Annotated in this window: 18 protein-coding genes, 1 tRNA gene and 1 pseudogene; 10 read left to right on the top strand and 10 right to left on the bottom strand. The window is 66.2% G+C overall.

Annotated elements, in window-relative coordinates; all coding sequences use genetic code 11:
- Position 1 precedes the first annotated feature (1 nt).
- A complete protein-coding gene (locus tag AO501_RS24345) occupies positions 2-1,204 on the bottom strand; it encodes a cytochrome P450 (RefSeq protein WP_055580149.1) in 1,203 nt (400 codons plus the stop codon).
- A gap of 45 nt (positions 1,205-1,249) precedes the next feature.
- A pseudogene (locus tag AO501_RS40805) lies at positions 1,250-1,352 on the bottom strand (SDR family mycofactocin-dependent oxidoreductase); the annotation flags it as partial.
- A 105-nt stretch (positions 1,353-1,457) separates the two neighbouring features.
- Between AO501_RS40805 and AO501_RS24340 the strand changes: the two are divergent.
- Positions 1,458-2,015 carry a TetR family transcriptional regulator gene (locus AO501_RS24340; RefSeq protein WP_055580148.1) on the top strand — a complete coding sequence of 186 codons (558 nt, stop codon included), beginning with the start codon at positions 1,458-1,460 and terminating at the stop codon, positions 2,013-2,015.
- Here AO501_RS24340 and AO501_RS24335 read toward each other — a convergent pair.
- A complete protein-coding gene (locus AO501_RS24335; protein ID WP_055580147.1) occupies positions 1,996-2,490 on the bottom strand; it encodes a nitroreductase family deazaflavin-dependent oxidoreductase in 495 nt (164 codons plus the stop codon). The two genes, AO501_RS24340 and AO501_RS24335, sit on opposite strands and share 20 nt — an antisense overlap.
- Positions 2,491-2,510: 20 nt before the next feature.
- Positions 2,511-2,744, bottom strand: coding sequence for a hypothetical protein (locus tag AO501_RS24330; protein WP_055580146.1), 234 nt, complete (start codon positions 2,742-2,744; stop codon positions 2,511-2,513).
- A gap of 247 nt (positions 2,745-2,991) precedes the next feature.
- Between AO501_RS24330 and AO501_RS24325 the strand changes: the two genes are divergently transcribed.
- Positions 2,992-3,414 (top strand): DUF5994 family protein, encoded by a 423-nt coding sequence (locus AO501_RS24325; RefSeq protein ID WP_055580181.1) that lies wholly within the window; start codon positions 2,992-2,994, stop codon positions 3,412-3,414.
- A gap of 23 nt (positions 3,415-3,437) precedes the next feature.
- On the opposite strand, the gene AO501_RS24320 is transcribed toward AO501_RS24325, so the two are convergent.
- The 3 genes from AO501_RS24320 to AO501_RS24310 all read right to left on the bottom strand — a co-directional run bounded on the left by AO501_RS24320 (position 3,438) and on the right by AO501_RS24310 (position 7,206).
- Entirely contained in the window at positions 3,438-4,841 is a 1,404-nt protein-coding gene (locus AO501_RS24320) for a flavin-containing monooxygenase (RefSeq protein WP_055580145.1), read from the bottom strand.
- 102 nt (positions 4,842-4,943) lie between these two features.
- A complete protein-coding gene (locus AO501_RS24315; protein WP_055580144.1) occupies positions 4,944-6,746 on the bottom strand; it encodes a sulfatase-like hydrolase/transferase in 1,803 nt (600 codons plus the stop codon).
- Complete coding sequence (locus AO501_RS24310) at positions 6,739-7,206, bottom strand: SRPBCC family protein (RefSeq protein ID WP_055580143.1); 468 nt, start codon at positions 7,204-7,206, stop codon at positions 6,739-6,741. The genes AO501_RS24315 and AO501_RS24310 overlap by 8 nt, the downstream gene beginning before the upstream one ends.
- Positions 7,207-7,379: 173 nt before the next feature.
- Between AO501_RS24310 and AO501_RS24305 the strand changes: the two genes are divergently transcribed.
- Entirely contained in the window at positions 7,380-8,297 is a 918-nt protein-coding gene (locus tag AO501_RS24305) for an HpcH/HpaI aldolase/citrate lyase family protein (RefSeq protein ID WP_055580142.1), read from the top strand.
- A gap of 39 nt (positions 8,298-8,336) precedes the next feature.
- Entirely contained in the window at positions 8,337-9,200 is an 864-nt protein-coding gene (locus AO501_RS24300) for an LLM class F420-dependent oxidoreductase (protein ID WP_055580141.1), read from the top strand.
- On the opposite strand, the gene AO501_RS24295 is transcribed toward AO501_RS24300, so the two are convergent.
- Genes AO501_RS24295 through crcB (AO501_RS24285) form a run of 3 tightly spaced genes read right to left on the bottom strand, consistent with a single transcriptional unit; the run spans position 9,194 to position 11,048 of the window.
- Complete coding sequence (locus AO501_RS24295) at positions 9,194-10,291, bottom strand: DUF190 domain-containing protein (RefSeq protein ID WP_055580140.1); 1,098 nt, start codon at positions 10,289-10,291, stop codon at positions 9,194-9,196. The genes AO501_RS24300 and AO501_RS24295 overlap by 7 nt on opposite strands.
- Complete coding sequence (crcB, locus tag AO501_RS24290; protein WP_055580139.1) at positions 10,288-10,656, bottom strand: fluoride efflux transporter CrcB; 369 nt, start codon at positions 10,654-10,656, stop codon at positions 10,288-10,290. Before crcB (AO501_RS24290) ends, AO501_RS24295 begins: the two co-directional genes overlap by 4 nt.
- The gene (crcB, locus tag AO501_RS24285) at positions 10,653-11,048 is read right to left on the bottom strand and encodes a fluoride efflux transporter CrcB (protein ID WP_055580138.1); all 396 of its coding nucleotides are present in this window, start codon (positions 11,046-11,048) and stop codon (positions 10,653-10,655) included. The genes crcB (AO501_RS24290) and crcB (AO501_RS24285) overlap by 4 nt, the downstream gene beginning before the upstream one ends.
- Before the next feature lie 80 nt (positions 11,049-11,128).
- On the opposite strand from crcB (AO501_RS24285), the gene pgm reads away from it, so the two are divergent.
- From pgm to AO501_RS24260, 6 genes are all read left to right on the top strand, one after another.
- Positions 11,129-12,772: a phosphoglucomutase (alpha-D-glucose-1,6-bisphosphate-dependent) gene (pgm, locus tag AO501_RS24280; protein WP_055580137.1), complete on the top strand. Its 1,644-nt coding sequence runs from the start codon at positions 11,129-11,131 to the stop codon at positions 12,770-12,772.
- A gap of 146 nt (positions 12,773-12,918) precedes the next feature.
- A tRNA-Ala gene (locus AO501_RS24275) sits at positions 12,919-12,991 on the top strand.
- A 77-nt stretch (positions 12,992-13,068) separates the two neighbouring features.
- Complete coding sequence (locus tag AO501_RS24270) at positions 13,069-14,160, top strand: tyrosine-type recombinase/integrase (RefSeq protein ID WP_055580136.1); 1,092 nt, start codon at positions 13,069-13,071, stop codon at positions 14,158-14,160.
- A gap of 175 nt (positions 14,161-14,335) precedes the next feature.
- Positions 14,336-14,599 carry a helix-turn-helix domain-containing protein gene (locus tag AO501_RS36280; protein ID WP_082658821.1) on the top strand — a complete coding sequence of 88 codons (264 nt, stop codon included), beginning with the start codon at positions 14,336-14,338 and terminating at the stop codon, positions 14,597-14,599.
- Between the two features lie 243 nt (positions 14,600-14,842).
- Complete coding sequence (locus AO501_RS24265; RefSeq protein WP_055580135.1) at positions 14,843-15,541, top strand: DUF433 domain-containing protein; 699 nt, start codon at positions 14,843-14,845, stop codon at positions 15,539-15,541.
- Positions 15,542-15,553: 12 nt separating this feature from the next.
- Positions 15,554-15,793, top strand: coding sequence for a hypothetical protein (locus AO501_RS24260; protein WP_055580134.1), 240 nt, complete (start codon positions 15,554-15,556; stop codon positions 15,791-15,793).
- The last annotated feature ends 24 nt before the right edge of the window (positions 15,794-15,817 follow it).

Genomic DNA, 15,817 nt, shown 5'->3' with positions numbered 1-15,817 from the left:
TTCAGGCGAAGACGATGCGCAGCCGCTCCCAGCCACGCACCGTCGACGTCGGCGCGAGCTTGAGGCTGTCGTAGTCGACGTTCCATTCGGGCCACCGGTTCAGCAGTTCGTCGAGGGCGACCCTGCCTTCCAGCCGGGCCAGGTTGGCCCCCAGGCAGTAATGCACGCCCTTGCCGAAGGTCAGGTGCGAGATGCTGTCCCGGTGCAGGTCGAAAGTGTCAGGATCCCTGTAGCGCAACGGATCCCGATTCGCGGACCCGAAGAGAAGCAGGACGGCGCTGCCCGCCGGGACGGTGGTGCCGTAGGCCTCGAAATCGCGGATGGTGTAGCGGGCGACGTGCGGGCCGGTCGGCTCGAACCGCAGCGTCTCATCCACCGCGCGCGTCAACAGGGAACGATCCTGCTCGACTTCCCGGCGTTGATCGGGGTGCTCGGCGAGCACCTTGGCCAGCCAGCCGATCAGCCGGCCCGTCGTCTCGTTACCGGCGCCGGCGACGACCTGGGTGTAGTGCAGGACTTCCTTGCGGGTCAGCTTGCGTGTCACGCCACTCTCGTCCTCGAACTCGACATTGAGCAACGCGGTCATCAGATCGTCGGACGGGTTCTTGGCGCGCCAGTCCACATAGTCGGCGTAGATGCGCCCGTCGGCAATCGAGTCCGGGTCTGCCACCTTCATCGGCGTGCCGGGCTTGGTGCGCAGATTGGCGTCGTTGGCGTCGCGCACCCCGATCTGGTCGTCCTCGGGAATGCCCAGCAGCATGCCGATGACGCGCATCGGCATCATGGACGCGAGTTCGGCGATGATGTCGAAACCGTCCGAGCCGACCAGGGGATCCAGGCACCGGACGCAGTAGGCCCGGATCTGGTCCTCGATAGCGGCCATCCGGCGCGGAGTGAAGACCCGCGACATGACCCCGCGCAACACGGTGTGTGTCGGCGGGTCTTCGAACATCATCACACCCGGCGGCATCGGGAACTTGGACTGGATCAGCTCCAGGATGTCACTTCGACTGTTGGAGAACGTTTCCCAATCCGACAGCGCCTTCTCGACGTCGGCGTGCCGGGAGATCGCCCAGAAGTTGTAGCGCTCGTTGTAATACAGCGGTGCCTCGTCGCGCAGCCGGGCGAAGGTGGGGTAGGGGTTGGCGGTGATGTTGACGTCGTAGGGGTCGTAATACACGTCGGTGTCCGAAGTGATGGTCACGGCGGGTCCTTTCGCTACTTCAGGCAACTTCCCGCGTCCACGGGCGATGTCGGCGCCTTCTTGCGCCAGTCGTACGGCGTGGCTACGGCCCTGGCCGCTGCGCCGCGCCGGTGACGAACGCGACCTTGCCTGCCACTCGGCCGGGCATCGGCACCCTCCTCGTTGAGTAACCTCGTTACTCCCGGTACAGTAACTCCGTTACTGAGTTAGGGCAAGACTCGAGGCAAGGGCGGACGTGGTTAGCGCTGAGGTTGTGACCGAGGAATCCGACCCCATCCTTGATGTCGTCGTCGAGATCCTGGAAACCGAGGGCTATGACGCCGTGCAACTGCGCGAAGTCGCCAAGCGTGCGCGCACCTCGCTGACCACCATCTACAAGCGGTACCCCACCAGGGACGCGTTGATTCTGGCCGCCCTGCAACGCTGGATGGACGAGAACCGGTATGCCGGTCTGGCCTCGCAGACACCTGAACCCGGCGAATCCGTATACGACGGCCTGACGAAGGTTTTCCGGACCATTTTCGAGCCTTGGGAACGTCATCCCGACATGTTGCGCGCCTACTTCCGCGCGCGGTCGGCGCCGGGTGGGCAACGTCTCGTCAGCCGCGGTCTGGATGCGGTGATACCCGCCGCGATGGCCGTGCTCGCAGGTGCGGAACCGGATCTGGTCGAGGAGCTGCCGCCGATCGTGTCCAACCTCGCATACGGTTTGGTCGCACGCTTCGCCGCCGGAGAAATCCCGATCACCGAGATCCTGCCGACGCTGGACCGCGCCCTGTTCCGGCTGACCGCTAACGCGGCGAGAGGATGATCACCGGGATCTCCCGGTCCGTCCACCGCTGGTACTTCTCGAAGTCCGCGTAGAGATCGACCAACCGCGGCCACAACGCGGCGCGCTGCTCCGGCGAAGCGACATGCGCCGAAACCTCAAGATTGCGTTGCCCTTTCACGTGGATACGGGTGTCGGGGTTGGCGACGAGGTTGAAGTACCACTGCGGATTCTTGGGGTGGCCGCCCTGCGAGGCGACGATGACGAAGTCGTCCCCGTCGCGCATGTAGAGCAGGGGAGTGGTGAACAGTTTTCCCGATTTGCGGCCCCGGTGCTCGAGAAGCAGGGTCGGCACCGGCTTGTCGAAGCCGGCGCCGATGCGCCACTTGTTGCCGATGCGGCCGTTGGTCAGCTTGAAGACCGCCACGTGCGCCTTGGCCGAGTACTTGATGATCTTGGCCGTCGCCGGAGAGGCCAGGCCCTCGGGTTTTTCTTCGGGCAGCGAAAATTTCGGCATCTGACTTATCGGTCCCTTGTTTACGACGCCTTGGCGTACCGGCGAACCAGTTGGCCTTCCCGGAAGGTGCTGGAGTGGTCCCGGCCGTTCTTGTCGCGACCGAAAAAGGTCCACCTCGTCGATCCGGCCTGCGGGGTACTGATCATCTTGACCTGGTAAGGGAGATGTTCGGAGTCCACCGTGCCAATGGTGTCACCTACCCGGATCTCCGATGGATGAATCTCGGGTGCATCGCACCAATTGTCTGTGGGCATGCACCCATCCTCCACTATGTGCGCAGGTGATCGTCGCCGATCCCTATTCATGGCCCGCGGTGGAAGTGCCCGGGTGGTGGCGTAGCGTCAGGCGCGAGCCTTTTCGTTGTCAGCGATGGTGACCAGTAGCCAGCTACGGGCCGTGCCTCAGGGCAATGCGATTCCTCCGTCGTCCCGCACCCGCGGGACGGACGATGCCGAGCATGAAGGAAGAGCCCCGGTGAGCACCGTCAACCCTTCGCTGGGGATGCGACGCCAGTCCACCCCGATACGTCTCACTCTGGCGAACGAGCTGGGCAATGACATCGACGGGGCCTGGTGGCCACGGACCGACCGGATCGGCGTTGAGTTACCCGAGCTCATCCTGGCGCTGCGGGCGCGACTTGGTGAGATCACGAACATCGCCGTCAACTGGCCGCCGCTGCAACGACCGCCCGACTTGAACTGGCAGGGCTGGCAGCACAAGCAGCAGCACGTGATGACGGTGACGGGTGCCGACGCGCTGGCCAACGTCCTGATCGTGCCGTACTCCACCAACGGCACGCTGGCGTTGATGATGCTGCGCCGGGCCGCCGACCTGCCCATCGCCACCGCCCACCGCGACACGGTGCCGTTCCAGACCGCAGGCTCGATCCTCTACGCGGCGCGCCAGCAACGCGCGACCACCTGAATTGCGGGCCGGCCGGGCTCAGGTCACGTAATCGCCCCGAACGCGGCGGCGTCGCGGGCGAATTGCTCTGGCGCGTCGGGTCGGGCATCGGGGCCTTCGAGCCGGAACGAACTCGGTGCCAGCGGCCCGAACAGCAGCGCGCGCCGCAATTGCGGCCAGTTGTCCAGCTGCGGCTCCACTCCGGCCGCGCGGGCGAAGGTCAGCGCGACGCGGTCCATGCGTGTCTTGCCTCCGCCGGCTTCGATCCGCCGGATGGGCTCGGCCGGAGCGGGGATCGCGCCGCCCCAGGTGTATGCGATCCACCGGGCCTGAAGCTCCAGTGGCACGAAGTAGCCGCCGGACTGATCCCACAGACCCACGAACGCCAACCCGGGCAGATCCGGGTGGAAGGTGTAGCGGTCGGCGTCGAAGGAGGTACTGCCGGCGTTGAGCACCGCCTTGATGGCCTCATCGAGGAACGGCAGGCTCAGCCGGTAGCCGGTGCCGAACAGGATTGCGTCGAACTCCTCGGCATGTCCATCGGCGAAGGTCACGCGCGATTCCGTGACCGATGTTATCCACGGCCGCAACGTGATTCGGCCCGCGGCGACCAGCGGCAGATACCCGTCGTTCAAGGTGAGGCCGGCCACGGCGATCGACGGATCGGGTGCCGGTGCCCCGTAGTCCGCCGGGTTTCCGCCGGCATCGATCACCAATTGCTCTATCAGGCAGTCGAATTCGTCCGGTGGTAGCGATTCGCCGGCCAAGGCGTGGTAGCGGGTGAACATCCGGTGATCCGACGGCACGCCGGCCACGAACTTCGGCAGGACGTAGCGCTGCCGTCGCTGCGTCACCGTCACCTGAGCGGCACCGCTCTGGGCGAGCTCCGTCGCGACCTCGAGGGCGCTGATCGCACCGCCGGCGACCAACACACGGCTACCCTGGTAACGCGCAGGCCCGCGATAGTGATAGGTGGACGCGCAACCGAGATAGCCGGAAAAGCCTGCCAGCCCAGGAACATTCGGGATAGCCGGCACATGAAACCGGCCGGGGGCCACGACGACGCGATCGAAACGTTCGTCGGTGCCGGAGTGGCGAAGCAGCCAGCCCCTGTTCACCTGCCGGAGCCGGTCGACACGCGTGCCGAACCGAATACGCGGCGTGACCTCGAACATGTCGGCGTAGCGGTGCAGGTAGGCGAGGACGTCGTGATTCGACGGGTAGGCCGGGCCGTCCTCGGGTGCCAGGTCGCCGAACGCGGTCACGATCCGGCTGCTGTTGGTGTGCATCGCCGGCCACACGCCGCTGCTGCCTTGCAGGCCTGCCCACTGGCCACCGAGCGTCGGCGCCTGTTCGAAAACGGTCGGGTCGAAGCCCTGCGCCAGTAGCCAGCGCGCCGCGACGAGCCCGCCGGGACCGGCCCCGATCACCGCCACGCTGTCTGGCACAGAGGGAACTGTCCCACACCGCGCCCTCGGATCGGCGAGATTGCACCCTTGGTCGCGATGCGCACGCCGGCGCGAACCCTGTGGCGATCTCGGCGAACGGCCCTACTTGAAGCGCCCCAGCACCCGGCGCACCAGACCCTCGGACTCACCAGTCGGAGGCTGCCGGTTGACGTACGGCCACGGCTGATTGCGCTCGGGCACCGACGACGCCCGGGCCTGCTTGAGCTGCATCCGCAGGTGCTGCCGCAACTCGTGCAGGTCGGGGTCGGTCCAACGGTTTTGTGCCTCAACGGGATCGGCGGTCAGGTCGTAAAGCTCCCACTGGTCGTCGATCGGGTCGGTGCGATAGGCCTCGCCACCGATCCCGTTGGCCGCGAGATGCCGCACACCGGGTTCGGTCCAGGTGGCCGGATCGTCGAAGGTGCGAACCAGCTTCCACACATGCCCCGACCCGCCGTCCTCGTCCGATACCCGCACGACCAGGCCCTCAAAGTTGGAAGCCACGTGCGCCGGAAGCTTGATGCGAAGCGGCGCAGGCGGATTCACGTCGCGGCCCAGTTGGCGGGACAGCGCGGAAGCGCCGGTGTCGCCTTCGAGCACATTGTCGCGGGTCATCAGATAGACGGCGCGGTCCTCGTCGGCGGGCGCGCCGTCGACGACCGGCATCAGGTCGCGGCCGGGCAGCGGGTGCACCTCGGAGAACGACTCGGCTAGTTGTTTCGCCACCGCTTCGACGTCGACGCCGGCCGCGCCCAGCAGCGTCGGCACCAGGTCGACGTGCGACGTCGGAGCCGCCACGCTGCGCGCCCCGGTCGCGTTCGCACCGATGCGGGCGATCACGAACGGCACCCGGGTGGCCTCGTCGTAGAGGTTGAACCACTTCTGGTGCAGCCCGCCGTGCGCACCGAGCAGGTCACCGTGGTCGGAGGTGCGCACCAGCACCGCATTGTCGGAGCCGCCGTCGGTGACCGCCCGGCGGACCCGGTCGATCGGTGTGTCCACCTCGGCGTGCAGCCGGTAGTACAGGTCGCGGTAGCGCTGCGTGTTGCGCTTGTAAGACCGGCTGATGGCCGGTGACGGGCCGTACCCGGAGTAGTAGGCCTCGCGGAAGGCGATCTGCGCGGCCGGCTTGGTGGACAGATCCTCATCCGCGGTGGGCGGCGGCGGCACCTGCGGCGGGTCCAGCGGGGAGGGCTGGATCGGGCTGCGCCGCACCCAGGCCGGGAACAGCACGATGTCGTGTGGGTTGACGAAGCTGGCCACCAGCAAGAACGGGCGTTGGGCGGCCGCGTCGCCGGCACGCCGGCGGGCGTAGCGGTCTTCCAGCCAGGCAACCACCCGATCGGCGATCAGCGGGTCGCGGCGGTAGCCGCTGTTGGCGTTCCCGGCGCCGTGCGGCTCGGGGCCAACCCAGCCCGAGAAGCCGTAGGCGTCGAGCCGGTCGGCGTCGAGGTAGCGCTGAACCGCTGCCTGGTCGACGACGCCGTCGTCATCGTTGGTTGCCAGCGACCCGCCGGTCGCCGGGTCCTCGAGGTCGGCGTGCGAGATGTGCCACTTGCCGTCGTAGTGGGTGTCGTATCCCGCCGCGCAGAACCAGTTGCCCAGCGTCGGCACCTCGCCGGCGCGCAGCCAGCGCAGCCGCGAGTCGTCGAAACGCTTGCCGATGCCGTCGGTCTGGGTGACCCCGTGCAGGTCGGGGTATTGGCCGGTGAAGATCGTCGGACGGCTCGGCACACAGGCCAGCGAGCCGGTGTAGTGCCGGGTGAAGTTCACGCCGTGCTCGTCGAACCAGCGCCGGCCGGTCAGCGTCTGCTGTCGCCAGGCCAGGAGTTCGTCCGATTCGTACGGCGGCACCGCCCGCTCTTCGTCGGTCATCACGATGACGATGTCGGGGCGGTCAGACATGCGCGTTCTCCATTCGTTGTGCCAGGCCGGCCAGCAGCGCATCGGACTGCTTGGCCAGGACCCGCAGCGCCACCCATTCGGCCATGCGGGCCGGCCGACCGGTCCCGACCTCGACCGTGCTGATCAGGGCGACGGCGGTCTGGGCACCCACCGGGCGCAGTGTCCAGCGGTTGGCGACCCGGCGCAACCGGGCCGGCAGTCCTTGGATGTCGTAGGCGAGGGTCACGGGCGGATCGAAGTCGGTGATCCGCTCCACCAAGGTGTTCGGCCCCACCTGAACCCGGCGGGTGGTGCCCAGCGGCCCGCCGTCGGGCCCGTGGTTGAGGATGCACGAGTGGTCGACGCCGTCCGCCCAGGAACTCAGCGCTCCGAAGTCGGCGAGGACATCCCAAATCGCCTGCGGCTGCGCCGCTATGGTCCGACTGCGGCTGATATCTCCCACCCCGCCATCCAACACCATGACGCCAGTCCTGTCGGCCGATCGGGCCGAGCGGCGCGCGCACACCCGCTACCAGCGCTTTTTCACGCGCGTCCGCGATGAAGGGGAGGTCTGGTTGCTTCGTGGCGGGTGTCGCTACGGTAATGGGCGACTAGTCCGACACCGACCGGCACGAGAAGGCGGCAGAGCACGCAATGTATGACCAAGCGAATTTCGACGCGACGGATCCCGCCGACGTCGGCTCACGCATCGATCCGGTTCTGGCCCGCAGTTGGCTGCTGGTCAACGGCACGCACGCCGACCGATTCGAGGCGGCCTCGCACTCGCGCGCCGACATCGTGGTGTTCGACATCGAGGACGCGGTGGCGCCCAAAGACAAGGTGAGTGCCCGCGACAACGTGGTGCGGTGGTTGGGCGCCGACAAGAACGACTGGGTTCGGGTGAACGGCTTCGGCACGCCCTGGTGGGCCGACGACCTCGCGCGGTTGGCCGATACCCCGGTCGGCGGGGTGATGTTGGCGATGGTCGAATCGGTCGACCACGTCACCGAGACCGCCAAGCGCCTGCCTAACGTGCCGATCGTCGCGCTGGTGGAAACGGCCCGCGGACTCGAGCGCATCACCGAGATCGCGGCGGCCAAGGGCACCTTCCGGCTCGCGTTCGGCATCGGCGACTTCCGGCGTGACACCGGCTTCGGCGAAGAGCCGGCCACGCTGGCTTACGCGCGGTCGCGGTTCACCATCGCCGCCAAGGCGGCGGGCCTACCCAGCGCGATCGATGGCCCGACCATCGGCTCCAATCCGCTCAAGCTGATCGAGGCGACCGCGGTGTCCGTCGAGTTCGGCATGACCGGCAAGATCTGCCTGTCGCCGGACCAGTGCGCCGTCGTCAACGAGGGCCTGTCCCCGTCGCAGGACGAAATCGGTTGGGCGAAAGAGTTTTTCGCTGAGTTCGAGCGGGACGGGGGAGAGATCCGCAACGGGTCGGACCTGCCCCGTATCGCCCGCGCCACCAAGATCCTCGACCTGGCCCGGTCCTACGGGATCGTGGCGTCGGAATTCGAGGACGAACAGGTGCACTCGCCGGCTCCCTCGGACACCTACCACTACTGATCGATCGTGCCCGCGGTCCGCAGGTGAGAGGATCGCTGCATGCAGCTGGGATTGCATGCGTTGGGAATCGGGCCTGGCGCTGACCGGACGGTGATCGACGCCGTGGCCTCGGCGGCCGAGGACCACGGGTTTGCCACGCTGTGGGCCGGCGAACACGTCGTGATGGTGGACGACTCCACGTCCCGCTACCCGTACTCCGACAGCGGCGCGATTGCCGTTCCCGCGGAGGCGGATTGGCTGGATCCCATGATCGCGCTCAGCTTCGCCGCGGCCGCGTCGTCGCGGATCCGGCTGGCGACCGGTGTGCTGCTGCTACCCGAGCACAACCCGGTGATCGTGGCCAAACAGGCGGCCAGTCTGGACCGGCTCAGCGGCGGCCGGCTGACGCTGGGCATCGGCGTCGGGTGGTCCCGGGAGGAGTTCGAGGCACTCGGGGTGCCGTTCGAAGGACGCGCTGCGCGCACCGCGGAATACGTCGCCGCGATGCGCACGCTGTGGCGCGAGGACGTCGCGTCCTTCGCTGGGCGGTTCGTCGCCTTCGACTCGATCCGGGTTAATCCCAAACCTGTTGCCGAAAAAGGCATCCCGATTGTGGTCGGTGGCAACAGCGACGCCGCGCTGCGCCGTGTCGCCGCTTGGGGCGATGGTTGGTACGGCTTCAACCTCGACGGGATCGACGAGGTTCGGCACCGGATCGGCCGGCTCGAGAAGTTGCTCGAGGAATCGGGTCGTGACCGGGCGGGCGTGCGGGTTGCAGTGGCCCTGGCAGCACCCCGGGCAGCCGATGCCGGTGCGTTGGCCGAGCTCGGCGTCGACGAGCTGGTACTGGTGCAGGCGCCACCGGACAGTGCCGACGCTGTGCCCGAATGGATTTCGACTCTGGCAGACGAATGGATTCAGTAGTCGTACTCGGCCAGCGGCGTCTCAGGTGCGCGCGGCGTGCCGTCCAGTGACGTGGCCGCCGGGACCATCTCGCTGGTGACCAGTCCGTGGCGGGCCGTCAGCTCGTCGATGATGGTGAAGCTGCGGGCGATCGCATCGGGGGTGTCGACCACGATGGTCATCAGCGGCACCTTGCGAGCGAGCTGAAAAAGCTTGTCGCCGTGCGGTTTATGATCGCCATGAAAGCCCCAGATGCCGCGTAGCACGGTCGCTCCCCGGGCCGTGCGGGAGCGCATCAGTTGTTGCACGATCGCGCGGTGGATCGGCTGCCCGTCATCGCGTTCGCCGTCGGCGGTGTGCACCATCAGCTTCTGCCACAGTGTGCGTCCCTGGCTGTCGGTGGGCGGAAGCTCTTGTGGACGGGCGAACAATTCGCCGTCGCGTTTGCACAGCCGTACCCGCTCGATGGTCAGCAGCGGGTTGGGCAACACAGTGGCGAGCTCGGTGGCGGCGGCCGACACCTGCGGAGGCAGCCCGATGCCGATGATCATCTGCGGCACGTTGACGTTGCGGCCGAAGAACCTGGCCCGCTCTCGCTGACCGTGCGCGGTGCCGTCCACACCGAGAAGCACTGTGGCGCCGGCGAATCCGTGGCGGTGCAGCAACTCGCAGACGGCCAGGTGGGCCGGTTTTCCGGCGACGCGCACCTGCCGGCCGACGTAGATGGTCAGCTTGGCGCCGTCTCCGGTTCTGCTGTCGATTTCGCTGAACGCGTCGGTGCCGCTGTCGCGGGTGATCAGGCGCGCACGTTCGAGTGTGACCAGCCCATGGCCGGTCATGGCGGTGACGTCGTTGACGAGGCCACGGATCTTGGATTCGACGTCGACGGCGGCGATCGTCACCGGTGGGTCCTCGGACAGGCTGAGCGAAACGTCGCTGTGCAGGCCGCCGGTGGGCCCGAAGCTGGCGACTCCGCGCATCATCACGCTCGTCGCCACGCCGCGTGCCCCGAAGAGGTCCAGCATTTCGTCGGCCAGGAAGCGCCGCGGTGTGCCGACGGCGCGCTGCCGCTCGCCGAAATAGGCGGTGAGCTTCAGGCTCTTCTCGCTCATATCAGCCCCGCGATCCGTTGTCCCACGAGCACCGCGCCCAGTCCGAGTAGAACGCTGACGGCGATGTTGGCGAACGCCGCCAGCAGCTGGCGTTCTTCGCCGAGGCGCTGAGTTTCCAGCATCCAGGTGGAGAAGGTGGTGTAGGCGCCCACGAACGCGGTGCCGATCAGCAGGGACACGTCCTTGGGCAGCGCCAGGCTGGTGAGGAACCCCAGCAGCGCCGCGCCCGTGATGTTGACGGTCAGCGTGCCGTAGGGGAACGGGCGGCCCACCCGCCGAGCCACCGTGCGGTCCACCAGAAACCGCGTCACCGAACCGATGCCGCCGATGAGCATGACTCCGAGCCAGACCAGGGCCGTCGTCATCGGATGCGCACCCGGCGTACCAGGGCGGTGGCCAGGTATACCGCCACGAGTCCCAGCACGATGCTGACGACGGTGTAGGTGGCGGCCAACACCCAGTGACCGTGTTCGGCCATCTTGATGGTTTCGACCTGCATGGTGGAGAAAGTGGTTAAGCCACCGCACAATCCGGTGCCGAGCAGCGGGCGCCGATAGCTCGACAGGGGTAGTCGTTCCAGCAGTCGGGTGGTGAAGTAGCCCACCAGGAACGCGCCGAGGATGTTGACCACGAAGGTGGGCCAGGGCCAGCGCCCGGGATCGGGGACGGCCAGGGTGGCCAGGGCGGCTCGGGCCAGCGAACCGAGCGCACCGCCGGCGAAGATGGCCGCCAACTCGCGATAGTCAGGCCGTGCCACGGGCTGTTTCCTTCCGGTCTGCCAACTGTGCGCCTACGCAGCCTAAAACGTGTTGGGGCTTGCGGGCAGAATTGGTCACCATGGCCAACCCGCGAGCCGGTCAGCCGGCCCAGCCCGAAGACCTCGTCGACCTGCCGCACCTGGTGACGGCGTACTACACGATCACGCCCGATCCCGACGACGTCGCACAACAGGTGGTGTTCGGCACCTCGGGTCATCGGGGTTCGGCGCTGAAGGGTGCGTTCAACGAGCCGCACATCCTGGCGACGACTCAGGCGATCGTCGAGTACCGCGCGGCCCAGGGGACCACCGGGCCGTTGTTCATCGGCCGCGACACGCATGGGTTGTCAGAGCCGGCCTGGGTGTCGGCGGTGGAGGTGCTCGCTGGCAACGACGTTGTGGCCGTTGTCGATTCGAGGGACCGCTATACGCCGACGCCGGCGATCAGCCATGCCATCCTGACCTACAACCGGGGCCGCACCGAGGGGCTGGCCGACGGGATTGTCGTCACGCCGTCACACAACCCGCCGGCAGACGGGGGCTTCAAGTACAACCCACCCAACGGCGGTCCCGCCGACAGTGCCGCCACGGGCCTGATTGCCAAGCGCGCCAACGAAATTCTGCGGGATTTGTCCTCGGTGCGGCGGGTGCCGTTGGCGCGGGCTCTGGGTCTGGTGCAGCGCCATGACTATCTGAGTGCCTATGTCGACGACCTGGTCAATGTGGTCGACATCGACGCGATCCGCGCGGCGGGTGTGCGCATCGGCGCGGATCCGTTGGGCGGGGCCAGCGTCGACTACTGGGGCGCGATCGCCGATCGGCACGGTCTGAACTTGACCGTGGTCAACCCGTTGGTCGACGCGACGTGGCGGTTCATGACGCTGGACCACGACGGCAAGATCCGGATGGATTGCAGCTCGCCGGACGCGATGGCGGGGCTGATCGCCAACCGGGATCGGTACCAGATCGCCACCGGCAACGACGCTGACTCCGACCGGCACGGCATCGTCACTCCGGACGGGGGGTTGCTGAACCCGAACCACTATCTGGCGGTGGCGATCGACTATCTGTACACCCACCGGCTGTACACCCACCGGCCGTCGTGGCCGGCGGGGGTGGGCGTCGGCAAGACGGCGGTGAGTTCCTCGATCATCGACCGCGTGGTGGCGGGCATCGGCCGGGAACTGGTCGAGGTGCCGGTCGGATTCAAGTGGTTCGTGGACGGGCTGATCGGCGGCACCATCGGGTTCGGGGGTGAGGAGTCGGCGGGGGCGTCATTCCTGCGGCGCGACGGCTCGGTGTGGACCACCGACAAGGACGGGATCATCCTGGCGCTGCTGGCCTCGGAGATATTGGCGGTGACGGGTCTGACGCCGTCACAGCGGTATGCGCAGTTGACGGGCGCGTACGGCGCACCGGTGTACGCCCGGGTGGACGCGCCCGCCAACCGCGATCAGAAGGCCCGGCTGGCGCGGTTGTCAGCGTCGGAGGTCACCGCCACGTCGTTAGCGGGGGAGCCGATCGTGGGGAAGCTGACGACGGCGCCGGGCAACGGTGCGCCGCTGGGTGGGCTCAAAGTGACCACGGCCAACGCGTGGTTCGCTGCGCGGCCGTCGGGGACAGAGGATGTGTACAAGATCTACGCCGAGTCGTTCCTCGGCGCGGAGCACCTGGCGGAAGTGCAGACCGTGGCCCGGGAGCTGGTCAATTCCGTGATCGGGTAGCTTTTGGCGTCACATACGTCACACCAGTACCTTCTTGCAGGTGGTGGGATGTCTGCGGATTTGATATCGCCGGCGATATCACTGCGCTCAGCAGCGACTTTGAACGCGTGTGGCTGGTGGTGTAGCTTCGATGAGCACGACATCTTGGGGCTATGGCGCAGCTGGTAGCGCACCACACTGGCAGTGTGGGGGTCAGGGGTTCGAGTCCCCTTAGCTCCACCCAGAAACCGCAGGTCACAGCGTTTCGCTAATTCTCCCGTCAACACAGCGGTCAACATCGGGCGTATTCTGCCTGCATGGCGACGCTTCGACTGCGCACCCGCAAAGACGGTAGTTCCTACACATCGGTGCTTTTCAGGGTTGACGGCAAGCAGTCGTCGCTGTCTTTCGATGACCACGGGCTGGCGGTCCGGTTTCGGGAACTGGTCAACCAGGTGGGCCCGGCTAAGGCCCTTGAGGTCATGGCTGTGACAGAACGTGCGGGCTCGATTCTGACGGTCGAAGAGTGGATCGGCCATCACATTGACCACCTGACCGGCGTCGAGCCCGGGACCGTACGACGCTATCGGTCCTATCTGACCAACGACATCGCGCCGGTCTTGGGCGTCACGCCGCTGGCGGCGTTATCCCGTGATGACATCGCGCTGTGGGTGAATGCAATGTTCGACCAAGGTGCATCCGGCAAGACGATTGCCAACAAGCAGCGATTCTTATCCGGAGCGATGAACGCGGCCGTTGCGGGCGGCCACATCTCCGTCAACCCGTGTCGCGGCCTGCGCCTGCCTCGATGGGAGCGGCGAGAGATGGTGTTCCTCACCGAATCCGAATTCGCCCTCCTGCTCAATGCCGTCACCGAGTACTGGCGGCCGTTGGTAACCTTCCTCGTCGCGTCCGGAGCCCGGTGGAGCGAGGCGACCGCGTTGCGACCTGACGACGTCGACCGTGCGCAAGGCACTGTGCGAATATCCCGGGCCTGGAAGGCGGATGACGAGGGCGTCAGACTTGGACCGCCCAAGTCGGCTAAATCCGTGCGCACCATCAACGTCGCCGATAGTGCCCTTGCGAAGCTGGACTACTCCGGCGAGTGGCTCTTCACTAATCGGGTCGGAGACTACGTTCGCGCGCAGGGGTTCACTCGACGGGTGTGGGCGCCGGCCGTGAAACGGGCGGCGCTCGGCAAGACGCCTCGGATTCACGACCTGCGGCACACCTGTGCCTCGTGGATGATCGCTGATAACGTGCCGCTGGCTGTCGTGCAGCAACATCTAGGGCATGAGTCGATCGAGACCACCGTGGGGACGTACGGGCACCTGGACCGCCGCAGCGCGCAGGCGGCCGCCAGTGCCATCAGCGTTCGATTGGAGATCGGGCGTACGTCCACCACGTGACGTCGCCTGGCGCGGAAAATTGGTTCGCGAGCGATGTCGCGTTAAGCGAATCCAGGGCTTAGCGTAGATGCATGGAACTCTCGGCATCGATTACGCTCTTGGGCAATCGATGTCATTCGGTTCGTGTGAGGACAGCGTGTCTCGCAACAGGTTTCATAAAGACACGGGATCCATCTTGACTGGGCCGCTGACATATGATCTTGCCGAGGCCGCCCAGCGAATCGGCGGCGTGTCGGAGAAATGGTTGGCCGCTCAACTGAGGGCGGGCAAGCTACAAGGGCGAAAAGTCGGTAGGAAGTGGCGGATGACCCTCGGCGACATCGAAAGTGCTGTCGAGATGTTTCGTGTTGTGCCGCAGAAGGTTTCGGCGGAGTGTGAGCCTCCCGATGTGAATTCGTCAGGCCTGACCGAAACAAGTCGTCGTCGCTTCGCGTCGTGAGAGCGGACGCGCGGAGGTGACGACTTTTGTTCTCGCGTCGGGCGAACAGGCAGCGCCTCGTCCGGACCTAGCCGCTGGCAACGCCGCCCGGCGTAGAGGGTGCGGGCAAATTATTTGACGTGAGCCGGTGGGCATGCCCGGGTTTGCCGCTGCAGTGATCCGCTCGGTGTCGGAGGCGCGGACTAACGAAGTGCCTGAGATCACGTTGGGCCGCGTGTCGGAACCGGGTGCTACTTGTGTGTCATGCTGTCGCGCGTGGTAGCTATACCAATGCTGGACCGAGAGGTGTATCTGTACGCCGAGGTCGATCGGATCATCGGGTTGCGGAACGGGACGGCGAAACGGTGGATCAACGGGTACGAGCGGGGTGGAGTCGACTATAAGCCAATTCTTCGAGTGGAGGCGCGGGACACCGAATGGGTGACGTGGGGTGAATTCGTGGAAGCGCGGATCATTGCTGAGTTTCGCGAGCAGGTTAAGACGCGGCGGCTACGCTCAGCTATTCAAGCCCTTCGCGACACTTATCAAATCGATTATCCGCTAGCTCATTTGCGCCCTTACCTATCGGCGGAGGCGACTGACCTTGTTATTGGCGGCGCCGAAGTGGGACTCGATGACGCACAGATGGTTGTGCGGACTGGTCAAATGCTGCTGGGCGACGGTTGGCCACTTATCGAAAGGGCGAGACTCGGGATCGATGAGCGCGGGGAAAGCTACGTCGCCGAGCTGCCGGCTGATGAAGATTTTCCCGAAATTGTGATCAACCCACAGCGGCTGAGCGGTCAGCCCACAATCGCGGGACGCCGAGTCGCTGTGGCGACCATTGCTGGGATGAATAAAGCTGGCGAGTCAGTCGAGGATCTCGCTGCCGATTACGGGCTGAGCATCGCTCAAGTGCGCGCTGCTATTAATTACGCAGACAAGCATCGGCTCGCCGCATAGGCGGAGCCCACAATGGTTGCTGTCGAGGACGTCGTCTACGTCGTGGACGAAAACCTGCAGAGGCTGGGCAAGGGAATGTCCACTATCCGGCGCGACACTGCGCGCTTCACCGCCCAGCCGCTTGACGACTTGCTACCCGAGGGTATCGAGGATCCTGAATGGATTCCAATTGTGGGTGATAACGGGTGGGTCCTAATCAGGCTCTTCGCAGATGAGGGTGTAGGGGTGCTCGGCGCGTCGTTGTCGGGATAGGGGTCGAGGTCTTCCGAAGATGGG

It is taken from the genome of Mycobacterium gordonae (assembly GCF_001417955.2).
Taxonomy (GTDB): domain Bacteria; phylum Actinomycetota; class Actinomycetes; order Mycobacteriales; family Mycobacteriaceae; genus Mycobacterium; species Mycobacterium gordonae_B.
The sequence above is the reverse complement of the archived record's forward strand: the minus strand, read 5'-3'. Positions and strand labels throughout refer to the sequence as shown.

Coding starts and splice junctions, on each gene's coding strand:
- pgm (WP_055580137.1), top strand. CDS start 11,129: ATGGCCAACCCGCGAGCCGGTCAGCCGGCCCAGCCCGAAGACCTCGTC.
- AO501_RS24300 (WP_055580141.1), top strand. CDS start 8,337: ATGCAGCTGGGATTGCATGCGTTGGGAATCGGGCCTGGCGCTGACCGG.
- AO501_RS24330 (WP_055580146.1), bottom strand. CDS start 2,744: ATGCCCACAGACAATTGGTGCGATGCACCCGAGATTCATCCATCGGAG.
- AO501_RS24295 (WP_055580140.1), bottom strand. CDS start 10,291: ATGAGCGAGAAGAGCCTGAAGCTCACCGCCTATTTCGGCGAGCGGCAG.
- AO501_RS24325 (WP_055580181.1), top strand. CDS start 2,992: ATGCGACGCCAGTCCACCCCGATACGTCTCACTCTGGCGAACGAGCTG.
- crcB (WP_055580139.1), bottom strand. CDS start 10,656: ATGACGACGGCCCTGGTCTGGCTCGGAGTCATGCTCATCGGCGGCATC.
- AO501_RS24315 (WP_055580144.1), bottom strand. CDS start 6,746: ATGTCTGACCGCCCCGACATCGTCATCGTGATGACCGACGAAGAGCGG.
- AO501_RS24305 (WP_055580142.1), top strand. CDS start 7,380: ATGTATGACCAAGCGAATTTCGACGCGACGGATCCCGCCGACGTCGGC.
- AO501_RS24270 (WP_055580136.1), top strand. CDS start 13,069: ATGGCGACGCTTCGACTGCGCACCCGCAAAGACGGTAGTTCCTACACA.
- AO501_RS24310 (WP_055580143.1), bottom strand. CDS start 7,206: ATGGTGTTGGATGGCGGGGTGGGAGATATCAGCCGCAGTCGGACCATA.
- AO501_RS24335 (WP_055580147.1), bottom strand. CDS start 2,490: ATGCCGAAATTTTCGCTGCCCGAAGAAAAACCCGAGGGCCTGGCCTCT.
- AO501_RS24260 (WP_055580134.1), top strand. CDS start 15,554: ATGGTTGCTGTCGAGGACGTCGTCTACGTCGTGGACGAAAACCTGCAG.
- AO501_RS24265 (WP_055580135.1), top strand. CDS start 14,843: ATGCTGTCGCGCGTGGTAGCTATACCAATGCTGGACCGAGAGGTGTAT.